Consider the following 25,353-nt stretch of genomic DNA (forward strand, 5'->3'; position numbering starts at 1 on the left):
TCGGATCAGCGGGCCGTCTTGGTGTGGACGTAGTCCACCAGGCGGGTCAGCGCGTCGGGGTCGGTCGTCGGGAGGACGCCGTGGCCCAGGTTGAAGATGTGGCCCTCCAGGCCGGCGGCGGCCGCGAGGACCTCGTCCGTCTTGGCCTCGACGGCCTCCGGGGTGGAGAAGAGCACCGCGGGGTCCAGGTTGCCCTGGAGCGCCTTGCCGGGGCCGACGCGGCGCACGGCCTCGTCCAGCGAGACCCGGTAGTCGACGCCCATGACGTCCGCGCCGGCCTCGCCCATGAGGCCGAGGAGCTCGCCGGTGCCCACGCCGAAGTGGATGCGCGGGACCCCGTACGAGGCGACGGACTCCAGGACCTTCGCCGACGCCGGCATCACCGAGCGGCGGTAGTCCGCCGGGGCGAGCGCGCCGACCCAGGAGTCGAAGAGCTGGACGGCGGAGGCGCCGGCCTCGATCTGGACCTTCAGGAAGGCGGAGGTGATCTCCGCGAGGCGGTCCAGGAGGTCGGCCCACAGCTTCGGGTCCCCGTACATGAGGGCCTTGGTGTGCTCGTGGTTCTTGGAGGGTCCGCCCTCGACCAGGTAGCTCGCGAGGGTGAAAGGCGCGCCCGCGAATCCGATCAACGGAGTGGAGCCCAGTTCACCCGTGAGCATGCCGATCGCCTCGGTGACGTACGAGACGTCCTCGGGGGTGAGGTCGCGCAGCTGTGCGAGGTCCTCGCGGCGACGGATCGGCTGGGCGACGACCGGGCCGATGCCCGGCTTGATGTCCAGGTCGACGCCGATGGCCTTGAGCGGGACCACGATGTCCGAGAAGAAGATCGCCGCGTCCACCTGGTGGCGCCGCACCGGCTGCAGCGTGATCTCGGTGACCAGGTCGGGCCGCATGCAGGACTCCAGCATCTGCGTGCCCTCGCGCAGCTTGCGGTACTCCGGGAGCGAGCGCCCCGCCTGTCGCATGAACCACACCGGGGTGTGCGGCACCGGCTCCCGCCGGCACGCCTTCAGGAAGGCGGAATCGTACGTCTGACTCGGCTGGCCCGTGGGGCGGGTGTTGGCGCTCACGACCCAAATCTTCGCACGTATGAAGAAGTGTCCGCCCCGGCGAGGGTGTCCCTGCGCCGTACGGGCGCTCGTTCCGCCTAGTCTTCCCCGCATGGCTGCGGCTCAGGGACGATTTTCAGATGGCGCCGAGGGTACGGACAGCGCGAAGGAGAGCTCCGTCCCGCTCCCGTTCCGGCGGGCGGTCGACGGCTTGAGGAAGTCCCGGCTGCGTCCGGGGATCGAGATCGACCCCACGAAACCACCCCAGAGACTGGCGCCGCACGCCTATGCGCTGGAGGCCGCGGTGGTGGACGGCGAGGACGACCTGGCCGACGGCAGGCTCATCCTGCTCCACGATCCGGCCGGGCACGACGCCTGGCAGGGGACCTTCCGGCTGGTGACGCTCGTACGGGCGGAGCTGGAGCCGGAGATGGCCGCGGACCCGCTGCTGCCCGAGGTCTGCTGGTCCTGGCTGACCGGCGCGCTGGACGCGCGCGGGCTGGCGTACGGGGAGGCGAGCGGCACCGTGACCATGGCGGGCTCGCACTACTTCGGCGGGCTCGCGGAGCGGCGTCCGGCCACCCAGATCGAGATCAGGGCCTCGTGGACGCCGCGCGAGGGGGTGGGCGGGGTGCCGGACACCTCGGCGCACCTGTCGGCGTGGTGCGAACTGCTGTGCCAGATCGCGGGCCTGCCGCCGGTGGGTCCGACGGACACCGCGACGGGCGTGGTCTCCCTGCCACAGCGCCGCGGTCCGCACCACCCGTAGCGGCAGGGCCGTACGGCCGCGTCACAGAGCCGTCCGGCCGCCGGGAACGGCACGCGGTGCAGAACGACTGATCGAAGACCTGGGCGGATTGTCGAAAGACGGCGCCCCTTGCGGGCTTCTGATCAACCGATGATCGATCGTGCGTCCGAATTGCCCGAATTGTTACTCACCAAATCGTGATCATTCCCTAAAGCCGGGCGGGTGACGTGCCGAAGGAGTGGGTGACCATCCGCACGGTTCGCACCGGCTTCCTTCCCCGAGCCGGCCGTCCCGCCACTCCCCCAGGAGGCCTAGGTGTCCGTTCTTCTCGAGCAGCCCGCAAGCCTGGTCGCCTACCGCCCGAACAAGCCGACGGCCATGGTCGTCGTGGCCGACCCGCGCGTCCGTTCCACCGTGACCCGCCATCTGTGGGCCCTCGGAGTACGTGACGTGATCGAGGCGTCGTCCATCGCGGAGGCCCGCCCCCGCGTCGGCAGCCCGCGCGACATCTGCGTGGCCGACGTACACCTGCCCGACGGTTCCGGTCTCACCCTGCTCTCCGAGACCCGGGCCGCCGGCTGGCCCAACGGCCTGGCCCTGTCCGCCGCCGACGACATCGGCGCCGTGCGCAACGCCCTCGCGGGCGGCGTCAAGGGCTACGTCGTCACCGGTACGCGGACCAACATCGGGCTCCCCACCCGGCCCGGCGCCGCCCCCATCGGCGCTGCCGCCGCCCGTATGCACCGCCGCCCCCCGGGTGCCCCGAGCCACCCGGGCGGCTACCGCGAGCTCTCCGGCCGCGAGGTCGAGGTCCTGCGCCTCGTCGCGGAGGGCCAGTCCAACAAGGCCATCGGCGTCTCGATGGGCCTGTCCGCCCTGACCGTCAAGTCCCACCTCGCCCGGATCGCCCGCAAGCTGGGCACCGGTGACCGCGCCGGCATGGTCGCCGTGGCGCTGCGCACCGGGATCATCCACTGACCCGGGGCCGCGGCCCCCGGATACCCGCCTCCGCAGCCGCTGCCGCTGCCGCTGCCGGGAAACCTCCCGGGAGACCCCCGGAGGCTGCCGGGAAAACGCCCCGCATACCGCTCGCGCCCGTCGACGGAACGTTCCGGCGACGGGCGCGTCGTATACACAGATACCCTTGACCGGTGACCGACGCCCAAGATCCCGCAGCAGACCTGCGCACCACCACCGGGGGCGGCCCCCCGGACGACGTCGTTGTTCCGCCCGGTGGGCTGCCGACTCCCTTGTTGGAGCCCCGTGAGGGGATTCCTCCGGTGGTCGCCGACGCGGACGCCCTCGCCGAAGTGGTCGCGGCCTTCGCCGCGGGCACCGGCCCCGTCGCCGTCGACGCCGAACGGGCCTCCGGGTACCGGTACGGCCAGCGCGCCTACCTGGTGCAGCTGCGCCGCGAGGGTGCGGGGTCCGCACTGATCGACCCGGTGGGCTGCCCCGACCTGTCCGCACTGGGCGAAGCCCTGTCCGGCACCGAATGGATCCTGCACGCCGCCACCCAGGACCTGCCGTGCCTGCGGGAAATAGGCATGGTGCCCACCTCCCTGTTCGACACCGAGCTGGCCGGCCGTCTCGCCGGTTTCCCGCGGGTCGGGCTCGGCGCGATGGTCGAGAGCGTGCTCGGCTTCGCGCTGGAGAAGGGCCACTCCGCCGTCGACTGGTCGACCCGTCCGCTCCCCGAGCCGTGGCTGCGCTACGCCGCCCTGGACGTCGAGCTGCTGGTGGACCTGCGCGACGCGCTGGAGAAGGAGCTGGACCGGCAGGGCAAGCTCGAATGGGCCCGCCAGGAATTCGACGCCATCGCCTCCGCCCCGCCCGCGCCGCCGCGCAAGGACCCGTGGCGCCGTACGTCCGGCATGCACAAGGTGCGCCGGCGCCGGCAGATGGCGGTCGTGCGCGAGCTGTGGGAGTCCCGGGACCGGATCGCGCAGCGGCGTGACGTGTCGCCGGGCAAGGTGCTGGGCGACGCCGCGATCGTCGAGGCCGCTCTCGCCCTGCCGGCCAACGTGCACACCCTCTCCGCCCTGCCCGGCTACGGGCAGCGGATGGGCCGGCGCCAGCTGGACCAGTGGATGGCCGCCGTGGACCGGGCGAAGGCCCTGCCCGAGAGCGAGCTGCCGCAGCCCGGGGCCACCCCGGCCGGTCCGCCGCCGCCGCGTTCCTGGGTGGACAAGGACCCGGCCGCCGCCGCCCGGCTCTCGGCGGCCCGCACCGCCGTCTCGGCGCTGGCGGAGGAGCTCAACCTGCCGCAGGAGAACCTGATCACCCCCGACACGGTCCGCCGGCTGTGCTGGGAGCCGCCGCAGCGGCTGACCGCGGACGCTGTCTCACAGGCCCTCGCCGGCCACGGCGCCCGGCCCTGGCAGATCGAGCTGGTGACCCCGGTACTGGTCACAGCCCTGGCCGCCACCGCCTGACGCACCCTGGACCAGTCCGCGCGCAGCGAGTGTCCCGGTTCCGCCACAACCCCCCGGGGGCATCTTTTGAACACGCTCAAACCTCGCTAGCTTTTTGAACATGATCAATCATGAATACGAGGCGTGGGTGCGGGACTTCGAGGCCGAGCGGGAGCGCCGCGCCACGGTGGGCGATCCCGCGTGGAGCCGGGGCGCGGCGCTGGATCCGGCGCTCGTCCGGAGCCTGCAGCGATTCCAGGTGGGTGAGGACGGGGACGGCTCCGCCCTGATCGGCAAGGCGGAGCGGGCCGGGGATCCGGCGTACGCCGAGGCGGTACGGCTGTTCGTCGCGGAGGAGCAGAACCATGCGCGGATGCTGGCACTGCTGCTCGCGGCCGGGGGCGCGGGCACCCTGTCCGGGCACTGGAGCGACGCGGTGTTCGTGCGACTGCGCCGGCTCCTGGGGCTGCGGGTCGAACTGCTGGTGCTGATGGTCGCGGAGGTGGTGGCCCTGCGGTACTACCGGGCGGTGCGGGACGGGGCCCCCGATCCGCTGGCCGCGGAGGTGGCGGGCCGGATCCTGGCGGACGAGGAACGGCACGTGCCGTTCCACTGCCGGCGGCTGCACGAGGGGCTGTCCCCGCTGCCGGCTCCCGTCCGCCGGTGCGCCACGACGGCCTGGCGGGTCCTGCTCGCGGGGGCGGCCGCGATCGTCGCCGCGGACCACGGCCCGGCGCTGCGCCACCTGGGCGTCCGGCGCCGCAGGTTCACCGCGGACGTGATCCGCTCCTCCGGCCCGCTGGCCAGGGCGATGCGCACCGGCCCCGACCGATTCCCGGCGCCGGCGCCGGACGGGTCCAGCCCCGCCGGCGTGTGAGGCGCGGCGCCCGGGGCGCGGTCCCGGGGGTGGCGGGCGCAGCCGTGCTCCCGCGCCGGGGAGTGTGACCTTCGCCGCTCCTCCGGGAGGGGGTGTGCACATTGGTTACCCGCAAGTAGCATGGTCGGGTGAGCGGGCGCTCAGCGACCTACGCCGAACGCCCCCGCGCGCAGCAGTGCACCCCCGCACCTGGAGGAGAGCCAACGTGCCTCGTACCGTCAGGGACGTCGTCTTCGTCGACGGCGTCCGCACCCCGTTCGGCAAGGCGGGCCCGAAGGGCATCTACCACGAGACCCGCGCCGACGACCTCGTCGTGAAGGCGATCCGGGAGCTGCTGCGCCGCAACCCGGACCTGGACCCCAAGAAGATCGACGAGGTCGCCATCGCCGCGACCACGCAGATCGGTGACCAGGGCCTCACGCTGGGCCGTACCGCCGGCATTCTCGCGGGCCTCCCGCAGTCCGTCCCGGGCTACTCCATCGACCGCATGTGCGCCGGCGCGCTGACCGCCGTGACCGCCGTCGCGGGCGGCGTGGCCTTCGGTGCGTACGACGTCGCCCTCGCCGGCGGTGTCGAGCACATGGGCCGTCACCCCATGGGCGAGGGCGTGGACCCGAACCCGCGCTTCGTCTCCGAGAAGCTGGTCGACGAGTCCGCCCTGTTCATGGGCATGACCGCCGAGAACCTGCACGACCGGTACCCGACGATCACCAAGCTCCGCGCCGACGAGTACGCCGTGCGCTCGCAGGAGAAGGCCGCCAAGGCGTACGCCGACGGCAAGATCCAGCAGGACCTGGTCCCGATCTCGGTGCGCAACACCAACGCGGAGGTCGGTGAGACGGGCTGGGGCCTGGTCACCACCGACGAGCCGATGCGCCCGGGCACCACGCTGGAGAACCTGTCCGGCCTGAAGACCCCGTTCCGTACGCACGGCCGGGTCACCGCGGGCAACGCCGCCGGTCTCAACGACGGTGCCACCGCCGCGATCATCGCGTCCGAGGACTTCGCCCGGGAGAACAACCTCCCGGTCAAGATGCGCCTGGTCTCGTACTCCTTCGCGGGTGTCGAGCCCGAGGTCATGGGCTACGGCCCGATCCCGGCCACCGAGAAGGCCCTGGCCCAGGCCGGCCTGACGATCGATGACATCGGTCTCTTCGAGGTCAACGAGGCCTTCGCGGTCCAGGTCCTCGCGTTCCTGGAGCACTACGGCATCGCCGACGACGACGCCCGCGTGAACCAGTACGGCGGCGCCATCGCCTTCGGTCACCCGCTCGCCTCCTCGGGCGTGCGCCTGATGACGCAGCTGGCCCGTCAGTTCGAGGAGCAGCCGCACGTCCGCTACGGCCTGACCACCATGTGCGTCGGCTTCGGCATGGGCGCCACGGTCATCTGGGAGAACCCGAACTTCAACGCCGAGGGAGACTCCAAGTGAGCACCACCGCTGAGCTCCTGAAGGGCGCGGCCGAGCTGTTCCCGGACGAGGTCGTCACGTCCGCGCACGTCCGCCACCTGGACCTGCCGTTCGGCGCCGGGCGCTTCGCGCTCGTCACGCTGGACAACGGCTTCGACCACACCAAGCCGACCACCTTCGGTCCGCAGTCGCTCGCCAACCTGAACGCGGCGATCGACCAGGTCGAGCAGGAGGCCATCGCCGGCTCCATCGTCGGCGCGGGCATCACCGGCAAGCCGTTCATCTTCGCGGTCGGCGCCGACCTCAAGGGTGTCGAGCTGCTGAAGAAGCACGACGAGGCGCTCGCCATCGGCAAGGGCGGCCACGACGTCTTCAAGCGCCTCTCGGCGCTGGCCGTCCCGACCTTCGCGTACTACAACGGCGCGGCCATGGGCGGCGGCGTCGAGGTCGGTCTGCACTGCACCTACCGCACCGTCTCGAAGGCCATCCCGGCCTTCTCGCTGCCCGAGGTCTTCCTCGGCCTGGTTCCCGGCTGGGGCGGCTGCGCCATCCTGCCGAACCTGATCGGCGCCGAGCGCGCGGTCTCGGTGATCATCGAGAACTCGCTCAACCAGAACAAGCAGCTGCGCGGCAAGCAGGTCTTCGACCTGGGCATCGCCGACGCGCTCTTCGAGGGTGCGGACTTCCTGGAGCAGTCGCTCCTGTGGACCGCGAACGTCCTGAACGGCACCACCGAGGTCGTCCGCGCCGAGATCGACCGTGGCGAGGCCTGGGACGCGGCTGTCGCCAAGGGCCGCTTCATCGCGGACTCCAAGGTGCACGGCGCCGCTCCCGCCGCCTACCGCGCGCTGGACATCATCGCCGCGGCCAAGTCGGGCGACCTCCAGGCCGGCTTCGACGCCGAGGACGCGGCCCTGGCCGACCTCATCATGGGCGGCGAGCTGCGCTCGGGCATCTACGCCTTCAACCTGGTCCAGAAGCGCGCCAAGCGCCCGGCCGGTGCCCCGGACAAGTCCCTGGCCCGTCCGGTCACCAAGGTCGGCGTCGTCGGCGCGGGCCTGATGGCCTCGCAGCTGGCGCTGCTCTTCCTGCGCCGCCTGGAGGTGCCGGTGGTCCTCACCGACATCGACCAGGAGCGCGTGGACAAGGGTGTCGGCTACGTCCACGCCGAGATCCAGAAGCTGCTCGGCAAGGGCCGCATCAACCAGGACAAGGCCAACCGCCTGACCGCCCTGGTGACCGGTGTCCTGGACAAGGCCGAGGGCTTCGCGGACGCGGACTTCATCATCGAGGCCGTGTTCGAGGAGATGTCCGTCAAGCAGAAGGTGTTCGCGGAGGTCGAGGCGGTCGCTCCGGCGCACGCGATCCTCGCCACCAACACCTCCTCGCTGTCGGTGTCGGAGATGGCCTCCAAGCTCCAGCACCCGGAGCGCGTGGTCGGCTTCCACTTCTTCAACCCGGTCGCGATCCTCCCGCTGCTGGAGATCGTCCGCGGTGAGCAGACCGACGACGCCTCGCTGGCCACGGCCTTCGGTGTCGCCAGGAAGCTGAAGAAGACCGCGGTCCTCACCAAGGACGCCCCGGCGTTCGTCGTGAACCGCATCCTGACCCGCTTCATGGGCGAGATCCAGAACGTCATCGACGAGGGCACCCCGGTCGTCACGGCGGAGAAGGCCATCGAGCCGCTCGGCCTGCCGATGTCCCCGCTGGTGCTCCTGGAGCTCGTGGGACCTGCGATCGGTCTGCACGTCTCCGAGACCCTGAACCGCGCCTTCCCGGAGCGCTTCACCGTCTCCCCGAACCTGGCTGCCGTCGTCAAGGCCGGCAAGCGCGGCTTCTACGTCTACGATTCCGGCAAGCCGGAGCTGGACCCCGAGGTCGCCGCCCTCCTCGTACAGGGCGATGTCGTCCTGACCGAGGAGCAGGTCCGCGACCGCGTCCTGGACGCGGTGGCGCAGGAGATCGGCCTGATGCTGGAGGAGGGTGTCGTGGCCGAGGCCCAGGACATCGACCTCTGCCTCATCACGGGCGCCGGCTGGCCCTTCCACCTGGGCGGCGTGACGCCGTACCTGGACCGTGAAGGCGTCTCGGAGCGCGTCAACGGCAAGAAGTTCCTCGCCCCCGGCCTGGCGAGCGTGCCGGTCTAGTACCGGTCGCGGACAGCCGTACAGCGGACCGGCCCGCTCCCTCCGGGGGGCGGGCCGGATCCGTTCGAATACCTGTCTAAGATTCACCCTCATGACGGAAAAGCACGCGCGGCCCAGGCGCCGCCGCCGCATTCTGCGGATCACCCTGCTGCTGGTCGCCGTGCTGATCCTGGGCACTGCCGGAGCCGGCTGGTGGACCTACAGCCACCTCAACTCCAACATCGACAGCGTCGACCTGGACCAGGCGATCGGCGACAACCGCCCCACGAAGGTCGTCGCGAACGCCCAGAACATCCTGGTGCTCGGCTCCGACTCGCGCGCCGGGGCCAACGCCGATCTCGACCACGGCGACGTCAGCGGTGCCCGCTCGGACACCGCGATGCTGGTGCACATACCCGAGGGCCGGGCCAAGGCGACCGCGGTGAGCATCCCCCGCGACACCCTCATCACCCGGCCCGAGTGCAAGGACGGGAAGGGCAAGACCCTGCCGTCCGCCAAGCGGGTCATGTTCAACTCCGTCTACTCGCTCGCCGGTCCGGCCTGTGTGGTCAACACGGTGGAGCAGCTGTCCGGTGTCCGCGTGGACCACTTCGTCGAGGTGGACTTCGCCGGCTTCAAGGGCCTGGTCGACGCGCTGGGCGGGGTCACCGTCACCCTGGACAAGCCGATGAGCGGTGCGAAGGGCGGCCTGAAGCTGGACGCGGGCACGCACCGGCTGAACGGCGCCGACTCGCTCAAGTTCGTCCGTACCCGCTACGGCTACGGCGACGGCAGCGACCTCGGGCGCATCGGCCTGCAGCAGAAGTTCATGATGGCGATGCTGTCCGAGATCAAGAAGCAGGACGCCCTCGGCAACCCGGCACGGCTGTACAAACTCGCGGACGCCGGCACCAAGTCGCTGACCACCGACTCCGATCTCGCCTCCCTCACCGCGCTGTCCGACTTCGCGCAGAGCATGAAGGGCGTCGACCCGGACACCATGGAGACGATCATGCTTCCGGTCGCCTACGACAAGGTGGACCCGAACCGCGTGGTCGTGGCCGAGCCGCAGGCGACCCAGCTGTGGGAGGCCCTGCGCAACGACCAGAAGGTCCCGGCCTCGGCGAAGGACTCCCCCGCCAAGGGCTGAGCCGCCTGCCGCAACCGCACGCACGACGCAGCGGGCCCGTACGGGAATGTCTCCCGTACGGGCCCGCTGCGTCGTGTGCGGCCGGCGAGCGGCGCTCAGAACCTCGCGTCCTGGCCGACCTTGTGCAGGCGGCTGTTGCGGTAGCCGTAGAGGAAGTAGACGACGATGCCGATGGCCATCCAGATGCCGAAGCGCAGCCAGGTCTCGGCCGGCAGGTTGAGCATCAGCCAGAACGAGGCCGCGATCGACACGATCGGGATGAACGGCACCCACGGGGTCCGGAAGGACCGGTGCAGGTCGGGGCGGGTCTTGCGCAGGACGATCACGCCCAGCGCGACCACCACGAAGGCGAACAGGGTGCCGATGTTCACCAGTTCCGCGAGGGTCTCCAGGCTGGTGAAACCCGCGACGATCGCGATGATCCCGCCGAGCAAGAGGGTCGCCCGGTAGGGGGTGCGGTACTTCGGGTGCGTCACGGAGAAGACCCGCGGCAGCAGTCCGTCACGGCTCATCGCGAAGAACACGCGGGTCTGGCCGAGCAGCAGAATCATGCACACGGTGATCAGACCGACGGCCGCGCCGAGGCTGATGGCGCCCGAGAAGAACGGCTGGTTCACCGATTTGAAGGCTTCGGCGAGTGGTGCGGTCGGGGACATCTCCGAGTACTTCTGCATGCCGGTGACCACCAGGGTCACGGCGACGTAGAGCACCGTGCAGACCAGCAGCGAGCCGAGGATGCCGCGCGGCATGTCCCGCTGGGGGTTCTTGGTCTCCTCCGCCGCCGTCGCCACCACGTCGAAGCCGATGAAGGCGAAGAAGATGAGCGAGGCCGCCGTGAAGATGCCCATGACGCCGAAGTTCGTGGGCTCGTAGCCGAAGAGCAACTGGACCAGGGGCGAGTGCCAGCCGCTGACGCCCTCGGCCTGTGGCTGGGCCGGCGGGATGAACGGCGAGTAGTTGTCGGCCTTGATGAAGAACAGGCCCGCGATGATGACCAGCAGCACGACCGTGACCTTGATGGCGACGACGACCGCGGTGATGCGGGCCGAGAGCTTCGTCCCGACGACCAGGATCGCCGTCAGCGCCAGGACCAGCAGGAACGCCAGCAGGTCGAAGTGGCCGCCGGCATCGGGGCCGGACAGGGAGGTCGGCAGGGTCCAGCCGAGGTTGGTGTCCATGAGGTGGCGTACGTACCCGGACCAGCCGACCGCGACGACGGCGGTGCCGAGTGCGAACTCCAGCACCAGGTCCCAGCCGATGATCCAGGCGGGCAGCTCACCGATCGAGGCGTACGAGAACGTGTACGCCGACCCGGCCACCGGGACGGTGGACGCGAACTCGGCGTAGCAGAGCGCCGCGAGGGCGCAGACGATGCCCGCTGCCACGAAGGCCAGGGCGGTCGCGGGACCGGCATTGTTGCGGGCGGCAATGCCCGTCAGGACGAAGATGCCGGTGCCGATGATGACGCCCACCCCGAAGACCGTGAGGTCCCAGGCGGAAAGCGACTTCCGGAGCGCGTGTTCCGGCTCCTCCGTGTCGCGGATGGACTGCTCCACCGTCTTGGTACGGAATGGGCTGTTCAGATCCTTGCTCACCGACGCCTCCGAGAGGTGACGACGCACGAACGGGCCGGGAGGCCCACTCCTCAAGAGTGATCTCCCGGCCCGTGACGTGCAACCGCGCCTCGATCTACGAACGGCGCGGGCGGCGATTTCCGGACTAGTCGACGGCGGCGGCCGGCTCGCTGTCGTAGCGGCCGTCCAGCTTGGCGACCAGGCCGGTGACCTGCCGGGCGATGTCCGGCGCGGTCAGGCCGATCTCGGCCATGATCTCCTTGCGGAGGGCGTGGTCGAGGAAGCGCTGCGGAATGCCGAAGTCGCGCAGCGGTACGTCGACACCCGCGTCCCGCAGGGCCTGCGAGACGGCCGCTCCCACACCGCCGGTGCGGCCGTTGTCCTCGACCGTGACGACCACGCGGTGCCGGTCCGCGAGCGGGGCCAGGGCCTCGTCCACGGGCTTGACCCAGCGGGGGTCGACCACGGTCGTGGAGATGCCCTGCTTGTCCAGCAGATCGGCGATTTCCAGGCACATCGGGGCGAGCGCGCCGACCGAGACGAGCAGTACGTCCCCAAGGGGTCCCCCCAGGCCCGAAGGGCCGAGGGGGTGGGTGACCTCGGCGCGCGGGGCGCGCAGGACGTCCATGCCGCCGATCCGACCGACGGCCGGGACGGCCGGGCCGACGACGCCCTTGGAGTAGCGCACGACGGTCGGGGCGTCCTTGACCGAGACGGCCTCGCGGAGCTGGGCGCGCAGCTGCTCGGCGTCGCGCGGGGCGGCGAGCCGCAGACCGGGGACGACCTGCAGGATGGACATGTCCCACATGCCGTTGTGGGAGGCACCGTCGTCACCCGTGACGCCGGCGCGGTCCAGGACGAAGGTGACCCCGCACTTGTGCAGGGCCACGTCCATCAGGACCTGGTCGAAGGCGCGGTTGAGGAACGTGGCGTACACCGCGAAGACCGGGTGGACCCCGCCGGTGGCGAGGCCCGCCGCCGAGGTGGCGCCGTGCTGCTCGGCGATGCCCACGTCGTAGATCCGGTTCGGGAAGGCCTCGGCGAACTTGTTGAGGCCGACCGGGTGCAGCATGGCGGCGGTGATGCCGACGATGTCCTCGCGCTCGTGGCCGAGCTTGACCATCTCGTCGGCGAAGACGGAGGTCCAGCTGGCGGCGGCGGTCTTCACCGGCAGGCCGGTGTCCGGGTGGATCACACCGACCGCGTGGAAGCGGTCCGCCTCGTGTTCCAGGGCCGGGGTGTAGCCGCGGCCCTTCTGGGTGAGGCAGTGCACGATGACCGGGCCGCTGAAGCGCTTGGCGCGCTGCAGGGCGGACTCCAGGGCCTCGATGTCGTGGCCGTCGATGGGCCCGATGTACTTGAGCCCGAGGTCCTCGAACATGCCCTGCGGGGCGATGAAGTCCTTGAGCCCCTTCTTGGCGCCGTGCAGGGTCTCGAAGAGCGGCTTCCCGACGACCGGGGTGCGCTCCAGGATCTCCTTGCCGCGGGCCAGGAAGCGCTCGTAGCCGTCCGTGGTGCGCAGGGTGGCCAGGTGGTTGGCGAGGCCGCCGATGGTGGGGCCGTAGGAGCGCTCGTTGTCGTTGACGACGATGACGAGGGGGCGGTCCTTGGCGGCGGCGATGTTGTTCAGCGCCTCCCAGGCCATGCCACCGGTCAGCGCGCCGTCGCCGATGACGGCGGCGACGTGGTGGTCCTCGCGGCCCAGCACCTCGTTGGCCTTGGCCAGGCCGTCGGCCCAGCCGAGCACGGTGGAGGCGTGCGAGTTCTCGATCACGTCGTGGTCGGACTCGGCGCGCGAGGGGTAGCCGGACAGGCCGTTCTTGGTGCGCAGGCCGGCGAAGTCCTGGCGGCCCGTGAGCAGCTTGTGGACGTAGGCCTGGTGGCCGGTGTCGAAGAGGACCTTGTCCTTGGGCGAGTCGAAGACCCGGTGCAGGGCGATCGTCAGTTCGACCACCCCGAGGTTGGGGCCGAGGTGCCCGCCGGTCTTGGAGACGGCGTCGACGAGGAAGGACCTGATCTCGGCCGCGAGCTGGTCGAGCTCCTCCTGGCTGAGCCGGTCCAGATCGCGCGGTCCCTTGATGCGGGGCAGCAGCACCCGTGCCTCCTTGCAGTTGCCAGCTGATCTGTCGAGTCTAATGTTCCGCTCCCGGGCTCGGTCATCGGGCCGTCCCGGGGGAGTCACACCTTTGTCATACATGTACGCACGAATGCTCGGCCACACATCACATACGGGCGTATACCCGCACATGAGTACCCCGTACGTGTAAGCACGGATGCCCGGCGCCACAAGAAGTGGCGCCGGGCACTGTGACCGGTCTTACCGCCGAATGCCGCTCCGGCGGGCGATCGGACGCGCTGTCAGGCGCGTCCGGCCGTCTTCTGGGTCTTGCGCGAGACCGAGTCGATCACCACGGTGGTCAGCAGCACCGCACCGGTGATCATGTACTGGATCGGCGTCGCGATGCCTTCCAGAGCCAGACCGTACTGGATCGAGACGATGACCATGACGCCGAGGAGGGCGTTCCAGGTCCGGCCCCGGCCGCCGAAGAGGCTGGTGCCGCCGATGACGGCCGCCGCGATCACGTTCATCAGCAGGTCGCCGGCGCCGGCGCTCTGGTTGGCCGCCGCGATCTTGGAGGCCCAGAACAGACCGCCGATGGCGGCGAAGGTGCTGGAGATCGCGAAGACCGTGATCCGGATCCGGGTGACGTTGATGCCCGCGCGGCGGGAGGCCTCGACGCTGCCGCCCAGTGCGAAAACGTTTCGCCCGAAGGTCGTGCGGCGCAGCAGGAAGTCCGTGACGACCAGGGCCAGCAGGAAGAGCACCACCGCGAGCGGCAGGCCCTTGTACTGGTTGAACAGCACGGCGGGGCCGAAGGTGCACAGCGCGAGCAGACCGGTGCGCAGCAGGACCTCGACGAGCGGCCGGGAGGGCATCCCGGCGGCCTCGCGGCGCCTCGCGTCGAAGAAGGACGCGAGGAAGTAACCGGCCACCGCGAGTGCGGCCAGCCCGTAGGCGACGGCCACGTCCGAGAAGAAGTACGTGGTCAGCTGGCCGACCACGCCGTCGGAGTCGATGTTGATCGTGCCGTTGCTGCCGAGGATCTGCAGCATCGCGCCGAGCCAGAAGAGCAGGCCCGACAGGGTGACGGCGAAGGCCGGGGCGCCGATCCTGGCGAAGAAGAAGCCGTGGATGGAGCCGATCAGGGCCCCTCCGACGATGGCCGCCAGGATGGCCAGCCATTCGTTCACGCCGTTGGTGACGGCGAGGACGGCGACGATCGCGCCCGAGACACCGCTCACCGAGCCGACCGAGAGGTCGATCTCACCGAGCAGCAGCACGAAGATGATGCCGATGGCGATCATGCCGGTGCCGGTCATCGTGATCGCGATGTTGGTGAGGTTCTCCGGGGAGAGGAAGTTCGAGTTCAGCCCCTGGAAGATGGACCAGATGACGATCAGGCCGATGACGACCGGGAGGGAACCCAGATCGCCGGCCTTCATCTTGCGCTTGAACTCGCCCACGTATCCGGCGAGGCCCTCCTCCCTGACGAGCAGGCGGGGGTCCACGGCCGGGATCGCGTCGTGCGCGGCCGCGGGGTTGACCGGGTCGACGTGCTCCTGCTGGTCGACGGGGCCCTTGTCCAGTGGACCGGTGGCAGGGTTCTGGGTGCTCACTTGCCGGCCTCCGAGGTGCGGGCCGCCCGGCGGGTCACGGCGTTGTCCGTGGCACCGGTGATGGCGGAGATGATCTCTTCCTGCGAGGTGTCGGCGACGCTGAAGACACCGTTGTTGCGGCCCAGCCGCAGGACCGCCACCTTGTCGGCGACGGCCTTCACATCGGCCATGTTGTGGCTGATGAGGATGACGGCGTGGCCGCGCTCGCGCAGCCGCTCCACCAGGTCGAGGACCTGGGCGGTCTGCTCGACGCCGAGGGCTGCGGTGGGCTCGTCGAGGATGACGAGCTGGGGCTCGCCCAGCATCGAACGGGCGATCGCCACGGTCTGGCGCTGACCGCCGGAGAGCGAGGCGATGGGGATCCGGACACTGGGGATCCGGATGGACAGGGTGGTCAGGAGCTCGCGGGCGCGCCGCTCCATCTCCACCTCGTCGAGGATGCCGAAGCTCTTGAGCTCCCGGCCGAGGAAGAGGTTGCCGACAACATCGATGTTGTCGCAGAGCGCCAGGTCCTGGTAGACCGTCGCGATGCCCAGGTTCTGGGCGTCGTGGGGCTTGCCGATGGCGACCGGGCGGCCCTCCCACTCGATGACACCTTCATCGATGGGGTGCACGCCGGCGATCGTCTTGACCAGCGTGGACTTTCCGGCACCGTTGTCGCCGACGAGGGCGACCACTTCACCGGAGTGGATCTCGAGTTCTACGTCGGTGAGGGCCTGAACGGCACCGAACCGCTTCGAGACCCCTCGCAACGCCAGCACGGGCGCAGCGGACACATGAACCATCTCCTTCGCCGCCTGACCGGCGGGGATGTCGTACAGAAGAGCAGGAGCAGGGTGTATGAGGGAGGAACGTTTCTGCCCGGCGCCCCGCCCGGTGGCGGGGATGAGTGGGCGGGACGCCGGTCAGGCACGGGGGCCGTCTCGTGGGGAGACGGCGGGGGCCGCTACTTCAGGCCGGCGGCGGCGCAGGCCGCCGCGTACTTGTCGCTGCAGATCTCGTCGATCGAGTAGACGCCGTCCTTGACGACGGTGTCCTTGATGTTGCCCTTGGTGAGCGAGACGACCGGGATCAGCACGGACGCGACACCCTTGGTGGTCGGGCTGTCGACCGTGGAGGTGGTGACTCCCTCGAGCTTCTCGCCCTTGGCGAGGGCGACGGCCATCTTCGCCGCGGCCTCGGCCTCGGGGGCGTACGGCTTGTAGACGCTCATGAACTGCTCACCCGCGACGATGCGCTGCACACCGGCGAGTTCGGCGTCCTGGCCGGTGACCGGCGGAAGCGGGGAGACGCCGGCCGCCTTGAGGGCGGTGATGATGCCTCCGGCCATGCCGTCGTTGGCGGAGTAGACGCCGACGACCTTGTCCTTGCCGAGCGCGGAGAGGGCGGCCGCCATGTTGGTGTTGGCGTTCTCCGGCTTCCACTCGACGGTGTCGTACTCCTTGCCGACGTTCACCTTGCCGTCGAGGACGGAGTGCGCACCGGACTTGAAGAGCTTGGCGTTCGGGTCGGTGACCGAACCGTTCATCATGACGATCTGGCCGTCCTTGGCCTTGTCGCCCAGCGCCTCCAGCAGCGCCTTGCCCTGGACCTTGCCGACCTCTTCGTTGTCGAAGGAGGTGTAGGCGTCGATCGGGCCCTCGGCCAGTCGGTCGTAGGCGACGACCGGGATACCGGCCTCCTTCGCCTTCTTGACCGAGCCGGCGATGGCCTTGGAGTCCACCGCGTCGACGATGAGGACGTCCACCTTGTTGGTGATCATCGTGTCGACCTGGGAGTTCTGCGTGGTCGCGTCCTGCTTGGCGTTGGCGTAGACGACCTCGCCCTTGCCACCGGTGAGCTCGGCGACCTTCTTCTCGATGAGCGGCTTGTCGAACTTCTCGTAACGCGCGGTCTGGTTCTCCGGCAGGAGCAGGCCGACCTTGATCGCGTCGCCCTTGGCAGCGCCGGAGGACTCCTTGGTCTTGTCGCCGGCCTCCTTGGCACTGCCACAAGCGGCGAGGGAAACGGCCATGGCGCCGGCGGCAACGGCTACAGCGGCTCTGCGCATACGCGTGTTCATTACTTGAACCTCCCTGACGAGGCCGCTACGCCGCGGCCGAGGTGGATGTGAGTCAACCCCGGCCGCGTTTTGCCGTCAAGGAGTGAATTCTTAACGAGATGACAACGGTGCCATTCGTTATCTACCTGAAGACAAGACCGCTGGAGCGCGCACTCCACTCCCATGATCTGACAAAAGCGTCGAATCGCCCATCTCGCTGAGTACGAGCGCCAGTGCGCCCAGCACCTCGGCGCGCCCGCCCAGGCTCCCCGTCAGCACCGACAACTGCCGGGCCGCGCTGGGGATCGCGTACCTCCCCACTGATTCACGGATGGGAGCGAGCACCAGTTCACCGGCCTCCGCCAGCGAGCCGCCCAGGACCACCCGGCTCGGGTTCAGCAGGTTGCAGAGACTGGCCACGCCACTGCCGATGTGCCGGCCCACGTCCGTGATCACGCGGCGGCAGCCCGGATCCCCCTCGCGGGCCAGTTCGACCACCCGCTCCATCGTCAATTCCGGCCCGTGCGTGCCCTGGAGCAGCGGCAGGACGTACCGGGCGGCCGCGAAGGTCTCCAGGCAGCCGCGGTTGCCGCAGCGGCAGACAGGGCCCGACTCGTCCAGGGTGATGTGCCCGATCTCGCCCGCCGTGCCGCCGGGACCGCGGTAGATCTGGCCGTTGATCACGAGGCCCGCGCCGACGCCGCTGGCCACCTTGATGTAGGCCAGGTCCTTTACTCCCCGCCCGCTCCCCCAAACGAGTTCACCGAGGGCGCCGAGGTTCGCGTCGTTGTCCACGTAGACCGGCACCCCGAGGCGCTGCGAGAGCTCCTGGCGGGGGTTGATGCCCGCCCAGCCCGGCAGGATCGCGGTCGAGCCCAGGGTCCCGGACTCCACGTCGATCGGGCCGGGCACGCCGAGCCCGACGCCGATGACCTTCTCCAGCCCCACCCCGATGCCCGCGATCAGGCGGCCGACCAGGGCCTCCGCCCGGTCGAAGCCGTCCGCCCAGGAGGCGTCGACGTCGAGCGGCTCGGACTCCTCGGCCAGCACCTGGTGGGCGAGGTTCCCCACCGCCACCCGCAGGTGGGTGTGGCCGAAGTCGACACCGATGACGATGCCCGCGTCACCGCTGAGCGAGACGCTGCGGGCCCGGCGGCCACCGGCCGAGGTGTCGGTGACCTCGACGGTCCCGCCGTCCTTCAGCTCCCGGACGATGTTGGAGACCGTGGCCGCCGACAGTCCGGTGGCGCGGGCGATCTCCGCCTGGGTCAGCGATCCCGCGAGCCGCACCGCCCGCACGACCCGTTCGAGATTCGCGCGATGCAGCGACGACTGCGATCCGGGAGTCTGCACGACTCATCCACTCCTGCCCATTAGCGACGGCAAGCCGTCGCCCCCCGGCCGGGGCACGTCACGGCTTCGTACTCCGAGACCCCGGCATCTCTCCAACTTGTGAACCTTAAGTCGAGCCTGCGCGCATCCAGACGTCAAGAGGCTGACGCGGCATGAAACGGCCGCTACTGACCTAAAGGGGGAGAGAAGCGGCCCCCTGGATCGTGCTACGGTCGCTGAGGCGCCGATCATCTGTGGCCTTTCCGGCCGGATCGGGCGTTTCGTAATGACCGCGCTGCGCAAGGAGGTGTTCGGGATGAGTCCCGATCGAAGTCCTTGCAGCGCTCTCGTCGGCTGACCTTGTGACCGGCTGACCTTTCTCTGCGTACGCACGGCAGCGGTGGACCGCTGCTTTGTGCGCGCTCGCGTTGCTGCGCGTTCCTTCCTTCCACATTCCCTTCCTTCCGCATGCCCTGCCAACTCTGCCGGGCGTGCGTCATCCATGCCCATCGGCGTGCCCGCGGCCCCTTCGGACCGCCGTGCGCCGACCCATGATCACTCCACGTGACCGCTCGGCCTCGCGCTGTCCGGACACCGTGGAGGGAGGTATTCGTCATGACCATGCTCACCCCCCGTACCCCGGCCGAGCTCGCACCGCCGGGCCGGTCCCGCCGCGAGCGCCGGGCCGCCGAGCTGCAGGCCCGTACCCGGCTCGTCGGCGAGCGCCTCGCCGGGATCAGCGCCCGTTCGGGCGTCCAGGTCCTGCAGGAGGTGGACGCCTCGCCCGCCGGCCTCACCCACGCCGAGGCCGCCCTGCGCCTGGAGCGCCACGGCGCCAACGTCGTCGCCCACGAGCGCGCCCCCCGCTGGTACCTCCAGCTGGCCAAGGCGTTCCGGAACCCCTTCATCGCCGTCCTGGTCCTCCTCGCGGCGGTCATGTACTGGCAGGACCCCGCGGACCCGGGCGTCGTCATCCTCTCCGTGATGGTGGGGATCAGCGGGCTGCTGCGGTTCTGGCAGGAGTTCCGCTCGGGCCGCGCCGCCGACGCGCTGAAGAAGCTCGTGTCCACCACCTGCGCGGTGCAGCGCCGGGCAGGCAGCGGCTCCGCGCCCACCACGTTCGAGGTGCCCATGGACCAGGTGGTCCCCGGCGATGTGGTCAAGCTGGCGGCCGGCGACCTGATCCCGGCCGACCTGCGGCTCATCACCGCCAAGGACCTCAATGTCGGCCAGGCCGCGCTCTCCGGCGAGTCCCTGCCGGTGGCCAAGGCCGACACCCGCTTGCAGGACCTCGGCAGGCCGGACACCACCGACCCGGTGGAGGCCGACAACCTGGTCCTGATGGGGACCTCGGTCACCTCGGGCACCGCCACCGGCGTGGTCGTCGCCACCGGCGGCGACACCTACTTCGGCTCGATGGCGGGCTCGCTGGTCGGCGAGCGCCCTCAGACCAACTTCGACACCGGCGTGCGCAGGGTCAGCTTCCTGCTGATCCGCTTCATGCTGGTGATGGTCCCGGTCGTCTTCATGATCAACGGCTTCACGAAGGGCGACTGGGACGAGGCCTTCCTCTTCGGCATCGCCGTCGCCGTCGGACTGACCCCCGAGATGCTGCCGATGGTCGTCTCCGCCAACCTGGCGCGCGGGGCGGTGGCCATGTCCAGGCGCAAGGTGGTCGTCAAGCGGCTCAATGCGATCCAGAACCTGGGCGCGATGGACGTGCTCTGCACGGACAAGACCGGCACGCTCACCGAGGACCGGATCGTCTTGGACCGCTACCTGGACGTGCACGGCGACGAGGACGCCGAGGTGCTCGAGTACGGCTACCTGAACTCGCACTTCCAGACCGGCCTGAAGAACCTGATGGACCAGGCCGTCATCGACCGCGTGGACGAGGCCGAGGAGGTTGTCGTCGACGCACGGTTCTCGATGGTCGACGAGATCCCCTTCGACTTCGCCCGGCGCAGGATGTCGGTGGTCCTGGGGCGCAATCGCGTGGTGGGCGACTTCGGGCGCCCCGAGCACATCGTGATCACCAAGGGTGCCGTGGAGGAGGTCCTGGCCCTGTGCACCCACATGAGGGACCGCGGTGAGAGGGTCGAGCTGACCGAGCAGCTGCGGTGGCACGTCACCCGGATCGCCGAGGGCAACAACCGGCAGGGCCTGCGGGTCCTCGCCGTCGCCACCCGCACGATGGACACCCCGCGGGAGGCCTACACCGTCGCCGACGAGGACGGGCTGACCCTGGTCGGTTTCCTCGCCTTCCTCGACCCGCCGAAGGCCGACGCGGCCCGGGCCCTGACGGGCCTGGCCGACAAGGGCATCGCGGTGAAGGTCGTCACCGGCGACAACGAGCTCGTGGCCGCCCGGGTCTGCGCCGACGTCGGCATCGACGTCGGGCAGGTGGTGCTCGGCCCCGGTACCGACGACCTCGACGACGCCGCGCTGCGCGCGCTGGCCGCCCGTACGACGGTCTTCGCCAAGGTCAACCCGGTCCAGAAGGCCCGGATCGTACGCGCTCTGCAGGCCGACGGGCACACCGTCGGCTTCCTCGGCGACGGAATCAACGACGCGGCCGCGCTGCGGGACGCCGATGTCGGCATCTCGGTGGACACCGCCGTGGACATCGCCAAGGAGTCGGCGGACATCATCCTGCTGGAGAAGGACCTGACCGTCCTGGAGCAGGGCGTGATCCAGGGCCGGACCACCTTCGGCAACACGATCAAGTACATCAAGATGACCGCGTCGTCGAACTTCGGCAACGTCTTCTCGGTCCTGGTCGCGAGCGCCTTCATCCCCTTCCAGCCGATGCTCGCGATCATGCTGCTGGTGCAGAACCTGGTCTACGACATCTCGCAGCTGGCGACCCCGTGGGACCGGATGGACGAGGAATACCTGCGCAAGCCCCGAAACTGGGACGCCAAGGGCATCGGCCGCTTCATGGTCACCATCGGTCCGGTCAGCTCCGTCTTCGACATCTCGATGTTCCTGATCATGTGGCACGTCTTCGGGGCGAACAGCGCGGCCGAGCAGTCCCTCTTCCAGTCCGGCTGGTTCATCGAGGGCCTGCTCTCGCAGACCCTGATCGTCCACATGATCCGCACCCGGAAGATCCCCTTCATCCAGTCCCGCGCCTCCTGGCCGGTGATGGTGATGACCGTCCTCGCGGTGCTGACCGGGCTCTGGCTGCCCTTCTCGCCGCTGGCGCCCTCGCTGGGCTTCGTGGCCCTGCCGGCGAGCTACTTCCCGTGGCTGATCGGCGTCCTGCTCGCGTACTGCACGCTCACCCAGCTCGTGAAGACCTGGTACATCCGCCGGTTCAACACCTGGCTGTAGCAGCCCCGGAAGGAGGGAGAGGCCGATGCTGCTCACCGAATGGCAGATGGCCGCACATCTGGCCGCCGCGCTCGGACTCGGAGCGGTCATCGGCCTGGAGCGCCAGTGGCGGGCCCGCCTCGCGGGGCTGCGTACGAACGCCCTCGTGGCGGGCGGGGCCGCGCTGTTCGTGCTGCTCTCGCAGTACGGGTTCATCGGCGCGGCCTCGGAAGTGAACTACGACGGATCGAGGGTCGCCGCCCAGATCGTCTCCGGGATCGGCTTCCTCGGCGCCGGAGTGATCATGCGGGACGGCCTGAGCGTGCGGGGCCTGAACACGGCCGCCACCCTGTGGTGTTCGGCGGCCGTGGGCTGCCTGGCCGGCGTGGGCCTGTTCGTCCTGGCCCTGTGCGGCACGGCGGGCGTGGTGGGAGCCAACATCCTGCTGCGCCCGCTGGGCCGGCGCCTGGACCGGGAGCCGCGCGGCGGGGCCGAGGTGGCCACCGACTACCACTTCGAGGCGGTGTGCCTGGAGGCGGAGGAGGCCCACATCCGCCACCGGCTGGTCGATGCCCTGGGCCGTCCGGGCTACCGGCTGCGCTCGATCCGCAGCCAGGACGGCCCGGTGCCCGGCCGGGTGACGGTGTCCGCGCTGCTGACCGCCGAGGGCGAGGCGGGCCGGACGCTGGAGGAGGCGGTCAGCAACCTCTCGCTGGATCCCTCGGTGTCGGCGGTCAGCTGGTCGGTCGTGCCCGGGGGAGGTGGGCACGAAGAATGAATTGCCGGGACGCCGCCGGCCGGGCCGGCGCGTTCCTCCGTCGTGCCGCGAGGGGGGATTGAGCATGCGTCAGAAACGGTCGTACGGCCGGATCCTGCTGGTCTCGACGCTGGTGGGAAACCTGGAGGTCGCGCTCGCCGTCGTGGTGGTCCTGCTCTACGTGCAGACGCAGCCGCCGCCGGACGAACGCCCCGACTACGCCGCCGTCGCGGCGGCCGTGTTCTCCGCCTGGCCCCTCGTCGCCGTCATCGCGTTCCTGCTGACGGTGGTCTTCGTGCTGCCGGCGGTCGCGCTGGCCGACCTGCTCGGCCGCCTGTTCGGCGGGCGCGAGGCGCCGTGGTGGGTGGTCCCGCCGATGGTGGCGGCCCTGCTGGCGCCGCCCGTCCTGGGCTACGCGGCGTACAACGATGCGCAGACGCGCCCCACCCTGATCTTCTGGGCCTCGGCCACGGTCTCGCTCTCGGTGGGCGCGCTGATCGCCCGGCCCCGGTACCCGGGACTGCTGCGGCGGGTGGCGCTGCGGGGCACGGCGGTGGTGGCGGGGACGGGCCTGCTCGGCGCACTCGGGCTCACCGCGGGCCTGCTGCCCGCCTACGAGCCCCCGGCGATCGGTCCGCAGACCATGCCCGGCAGCTGGGCCGCCCACACGGGCGGAAGCCTGGTCTTCACCTCGGACGGCCGGGTCACGGCCTCCGGCGTCGGTCGGCACCGCCCCGGCGACCACCCCAGTGGCCCGTCGGAGCGGTGCTCGGGCTCCGGGACCTGGTCGTACGAGCCCGGCAGGGACGTCCGGACGCAGCAGATCCGCACAGACGTCCCGGGGTGCACCTGGCCCGCGTGGAGCGTCGGCGGCACCGCCCGGCAGCCCCGGATCCAGCAGGAGGTCGGCGACCCGGGTTCCGGGAAGTTCTACAGGCTGCGGAAGGCCTCCGGCGGCTCCTGACGCCGGAGGCCGGAGCCGCTACTTCAGCGTCGCCGAGGTGAGGCCCGCCTGGATCTGGCGCTGGAAGGAGAGGTAGACCACCAGCATGGGGATCATCGCGATGGTGACACCGGCGAAGAGGACCGGCAGGTCGGTCTCGTACCCCTGTTGCTGCTGGAGCTGGATCAGTCCCTGGGTGAGCAGATAGCGCTCGGGGTCCGAGCCGGTCTGGGGCTGCATCAGCACGGAGGGCAGGATGTACTGGTTCCACTGGCCCAGGATGTTGAATATCCCGACGCTGATCAGGCCGGGCTTGGCCATGGGCACCATCACCTGGAAGAAGATCCGGGTGTCCGAGGCCCCGTCGATCACCGCCGCCTCGTGCACCGCCGTCGGCAGCGTCCGGAAGAAGGAGTGCATGAAGAAGACGGTGAACGGCATCGAGTAGGCGACGTACACGAGGATCAGGCCCTGGTACGTGTTCAGCATGTCGAACCGCTTGACCATGAAGAAGAGCGGGACGAGCGCCAGGAAGACGGGGAACATCGCCCCGCTGACGAAGAAGTAGTAGACGAACCGGTTCCCCGGGAAGGGGTAGCGGGCCAGTACGTACGCCGCCATGGACCCGAGGAGCATCGTCAGCGGGACCGAGAACACCATCACGATGAGCGTGTTGGCGAAGTAGTCGCCGATGCCCTTGTCCCAGGCCCGGCCGAACGCGTCGAGGTTCCAGTTGGAGGGCCAGCTGAGGGCCGAGCCGCCGATCTGCGCGTCGGTCTTGAAGGAGCCGAGCGCCAGCCAGATCAGGGGCAGGACGATCAGTATGGCCCAGACGGCGAGGAAGCCGTGGGAGAAGACGTTGAGGACCGTGCCCTCGGAGCCTTTTCCGCCCCGTTCCCCGCTCGGGCCGGCTCCCCCGGACCGCTCCGCGGCCGCTTCGCCCGGAGCCTTGATCACTGTGGTCATGAGGGTCTCCCGCTCAGAACTCGATGCGCTCGCGGCGGGTGGCGCGCAGCGTGATGACGGAAAGGATCATGGTGAGGACGAGCATGACCACGCCCATGGCGCAGGCGTAGCCGCTCTTGCCGAAGTAGAGGAAGTTCCTCATCAGCACCGTCGCCATGACCTCGCTGTGGTGGTCGGGCCCGCCGCCGAACTGGCCCGAGGTCATGGTCGACACCAGGACGAACATGTCCATCGCGGCGATGCCGAGGTAGACCGCGGAAGTCTGCACAGAGTCCCACAGCAGGGGCAGGGTGACCTTGAAGAAGGTCTGGGCGCGCCCGGCCCCGTCGAGCAGGGCGGCCTCGTAGATGTCCTTGGGGACGGACTGCATGGCCGCCGAGAACAGCACGAGGTAGAAACCGACGCCGTGCCAGACGACCACGAGGAGCAGGCACCAGAGCACGAGTCGCGGCTCGTTCAGCCATTCGACCGGGTGCAGCCGGTCGACCAGGCCGAGACGGATGAGGACGCCGTTGAGCAGGCCGCCCTCGTCGGTGCGGTACACGGCGCCGAAGAGCACCGCGAGAATGGCGAGGGAGAGGACCTGCGGGAAGAAGTAGACGATCTTGTAGAAGCCCGATCCCCGCACACCCTGCACCCCGCCGGCCCCGCCCCGCCCGCCCGCGTTCACCATGAAGGCGAAGAAGAGGGCGAGCAGGATGGTGACCACCGGGACGAACACCAGGAGGAGCAGGTTGTTCCACAGGGCGCCGCGGAAGACCTCGTCCTTCATCAGGGCCGTGTAGTTGTCCACCCCGACGAAATCGAAGGTCGGCGACTGGCCCGTCCAGTTGGTGAAGGAATAGCCGAACGTCTGTACGTACGGCCAGATGACGAAGGTCAGGTACAGCGCGAGGGGTGCGAGGAGGAAGCCGGCGATGAAGCCGCCCCGTCCCCTGCCCTGGGCTACTTGGCTCATGGTGTCCGTCCCTG

General features: G+C 70.0%; 19 protein-coding genes. 10 read left to right on the top strand and 9 right to left on the bottom strand.

Translation table 11 applies throughout. The features are described from left to right. Positions 1 to 5: 5 nt before the first annotated feature. Positions 6 to 1,070, bottom strand: a complete 1,065-nt coding sequence (gene hemE, locus OG373_RS10505; RefSeq protein ID WP_397729947.1) for a uroporphyrinogen decarboxylase — start codon at positions 1,068 to 1,070, stop codon at positions 6 to 8. Positions 1,071 to 1,161: 91 nt separating this feature from the next. Between hemE and OG373_RS10510 the strand changes: the two genes are divergently transcribed. From OG373_RS10510 to OG373_RS10540, 7 genes are all read left to right on the top strand, one after another. Further along, positions 1,162 to 1,818 carry a DUF3000 domain-containing protein gene (locus tag OG373_RS10510; RefSeq protein WP_405437709.1) on the top strand — a complete coding sequence of 219 codons (657 nt, stop codon included), beginning with the start codon at positions 1,162 to 1,164 and terminating at the stop codon, positions 1,816 to 1,818. 294 nt (positions 1,819 to 2,112) lie between these two features. Further along, positions 2,113 to 2,775, top strand: coding sequence for a response regulator transcription factor (locus OG373_RS10515; protein WP_007267191.1), 663 nt, complete (start codon positions 2,113 to 2,115; stop codon positions 2,773 to 2,775). A 173-nt stretch (positions 2,776 to 2,948) separates the two neighbouring features. Further along, positions 2,949 to 4,232: an HRDC domain-containing protein gene (locus OG373_RS10520; RefSeq protein ID WP_405437711.1), complete on the top strand. Its 1,284-nt coding sequence runs from the start codon at positions 2,949 to 2,951 to the stop codon at positions 4,230 to 4,232. Positions 4,233 to 4,332: 100 nt separating this feature from the next. Beyond that, the gene (locus tag OG373_RS10525) at positions 4,333 to 5,088 is read left to right on the top strand and encodes a ferritin-like domain-containing protein (protein ID WP_405437713.1); all 756 of its coding nucleotides are present in this window, start codon (positions 4,333 to 4,335) and stop codon (positions 5,086 to 5,088) included. 205 nt (positions 5,089 to 5,293) lie between these two features. Further along, entirely contained in the window at positions 5,294 to 6,520 is a 1,227-nt protein-coding gene (locus OG373_RS10530) for an acetyl-CoA C-acyltransferase (RefSeq protein ID WP_053177207.1), read from the top strand. Beyond that, complete coding sequence (locus tag OG373_RS10535; RefSeq protein ID WP_405437715.1) at positions 6,517 to 8,646, top strand: 3-hydroxyacyl-CoA dehydrogenase NAD-binding domain-containing protein; 2,130 nt, start codon at positions 6,517 to 6,519, stop codon at positions 8,644 to 8,646. Before OG373_RS10530 ends, OG373_RS10535 begins: the two co-directional genes overlap by 4 nt. Before the next feature lie 91 nt (positions 8,647 to 8,737). After that, a complete protein-coding gene (locus OG373_RS10540) occupies positions 8,738 to 9,775 on the top strand; it encodes an LCP family protein (protein WP_405437717.1) in 1,038 nt (345 codons plus the stop codon). Between the two features lie 95 nt (positions 9,776 to 9,870). Here the strand turns inward: OG373_RS10540 and OG373_RS10545 are convergent, their stop codons facing one another. The 6 genes from OG373_RS10545 to OG373_RS10570 form a co-directional block, all read right to left on the bottom strand. Next, positions 9,871 to 11,370, bottom strand: a complete 1,500-nt coding sequence (locus OG373_RS10545) for an amino acid permease (protein WP_397729953.1) — start codon at positions 11,368 to 11,370, stop codon at positions 9,871 to 9,873. A gap of 124 nt (positions 11,371 to 11,494) precedes the next feature. Further along, entirely contained in the window at positions 11,495 to 13,444 is a 1,950-nt protein-coding gene (gene dxs / locus OG373_RS10550) for a 1-deoxy-D-xylulose-5-phosphate synthase (RefSeq protein ID WP_405437719.1), read from the bottom strand. Between the two features lie 263 nt (positions 13,445 to 13,707). Then, the gene (locus OG373_RS10555) at positions 13,708 to 14,997 is read right to left on the bottom strand and encodes a sugar ABC transporter permease (protein ID WP_397730046.1); all 1,290 of its coding nucleotides are present in this window, start codon (positions 14,995 to 14,997) and stop codon (positions 13,708 to 13,710) included. A 26-nt stretch (positions 14,998 to 15,023) separates the two neighbouring features. Beyond that, a complete protein-coding gene (locus tag OG373_RS10560; protein ID WP_405437721.1) occupies positions 15,024 to 15,812 on the bottom strand; it encodes an ATP-binding cassette domain-containing protein in 789 nt (262 codons plus the stop codon). 161 nt (positions 15,813 to 15,973) lie between these two features. Beyond that, a complete protein-coding gene (locus tag OG373_RS10565) occupies positions 15,974 to 17,089 on the bottom strand; it encodes a substrate-binding domain-containing protein (RefSeq protein ID WP_189967457.1) in 1,116 nt (371 codons plus the stop codon). Between the two features lie 117 nt (positions 17,090 to 17,206). Next, complete coding sequence (locus tag OG373_RS10570; protein WP_405437723.1) at positions 17,207 to 18,421, bottom strand: ROK family protein; 1,215 nt, start codon at positions 18,419 to 18,421, stop codon at positions 17,207 to 17,209. A gap of 594 nt (positions 18,422 to 19,015) precedes the next feature. On the opposite strand from OG373_RS10570, the gene mgtA reads away from it, so the two are divergent. From mgtA to OG373_RS10585, 3 genes are all read left to right on the top strand, one after another. Then, entirely contained in the window at positions 19,016 to 21,736 is a 2,721-nt protein-coding gene (gene mgtA / locus OG373_RS10575; RefSeq protein WP_405437725.1) for a magnesium-translocating P-type ATPase, read from the top strand. Between the two features lie 25 nt (positions 21,737 to 21,761). Further along, a complete protein-coding gene (locus tag OG373_RS10580; RefSeq protein WP_405437727.1) occupies positions 21,762 to 22,493 on the top strand; it encodes an MgtC/SapB family protein in 732 nt (243 codons plus the stop codon). 64 nt (positions 22,494 to 22,557) lie between these two features. Continuing rightward, positions 22,558 to 23,436 (top strand): hypothetical protein, encoded by an 879-nt coding sequence (locus OG373_RS10585; protein WP_405437729.1) that lies wholly within the window; start codon positions 22,558 to 22,560, stop codon positions 23,434 to 23,436. 18 nt (positions 23,437 to 23,454) lie between these two features. Here OG373_RS10585 and OG373_RS10590 read toward each other — a convergent pair whose 3' ends face one another. Both OG373_RS10590 and OG373_RS10595 read right to left on the bottom strand, forming a co-directional pair. Next, complete coding sequence (locus OG373_RS10590; protein WP_189967449.1) at positions 23,455 to 24,381, bottom strand: carbohydrate ABC transporter permease; 927 nt, start codon at positions 24,379 to 24,381, stop codon at positions 23,455 to 23,457. Positions 24,382 to 24,394: 13 nt separating this feature from the next. Then, positions 24,395 to 25,339, bottom strand: a complete 945-nt coding sequence (locus tag OG373_RS10595) for a carbohydrate ABC transporter permease (protein ID WP_030386097.1) — start codon at positions 25,337 to 25,339, stop codon at positions 24,395 to 24,397. Between the last annotated feature and the right edge of the window lie 14 nt (positions 25,340 to 25,353).

Origin of the sequence: Streptomyces avidinii, assembly GCF_045161815.1 — a bacterium.
GTDB lineage: Bacteria > Actinomycetota > Actinomycetes > Streptomycetales > Streptomycetaceae > Streptomyces > Streptomyces avidinii.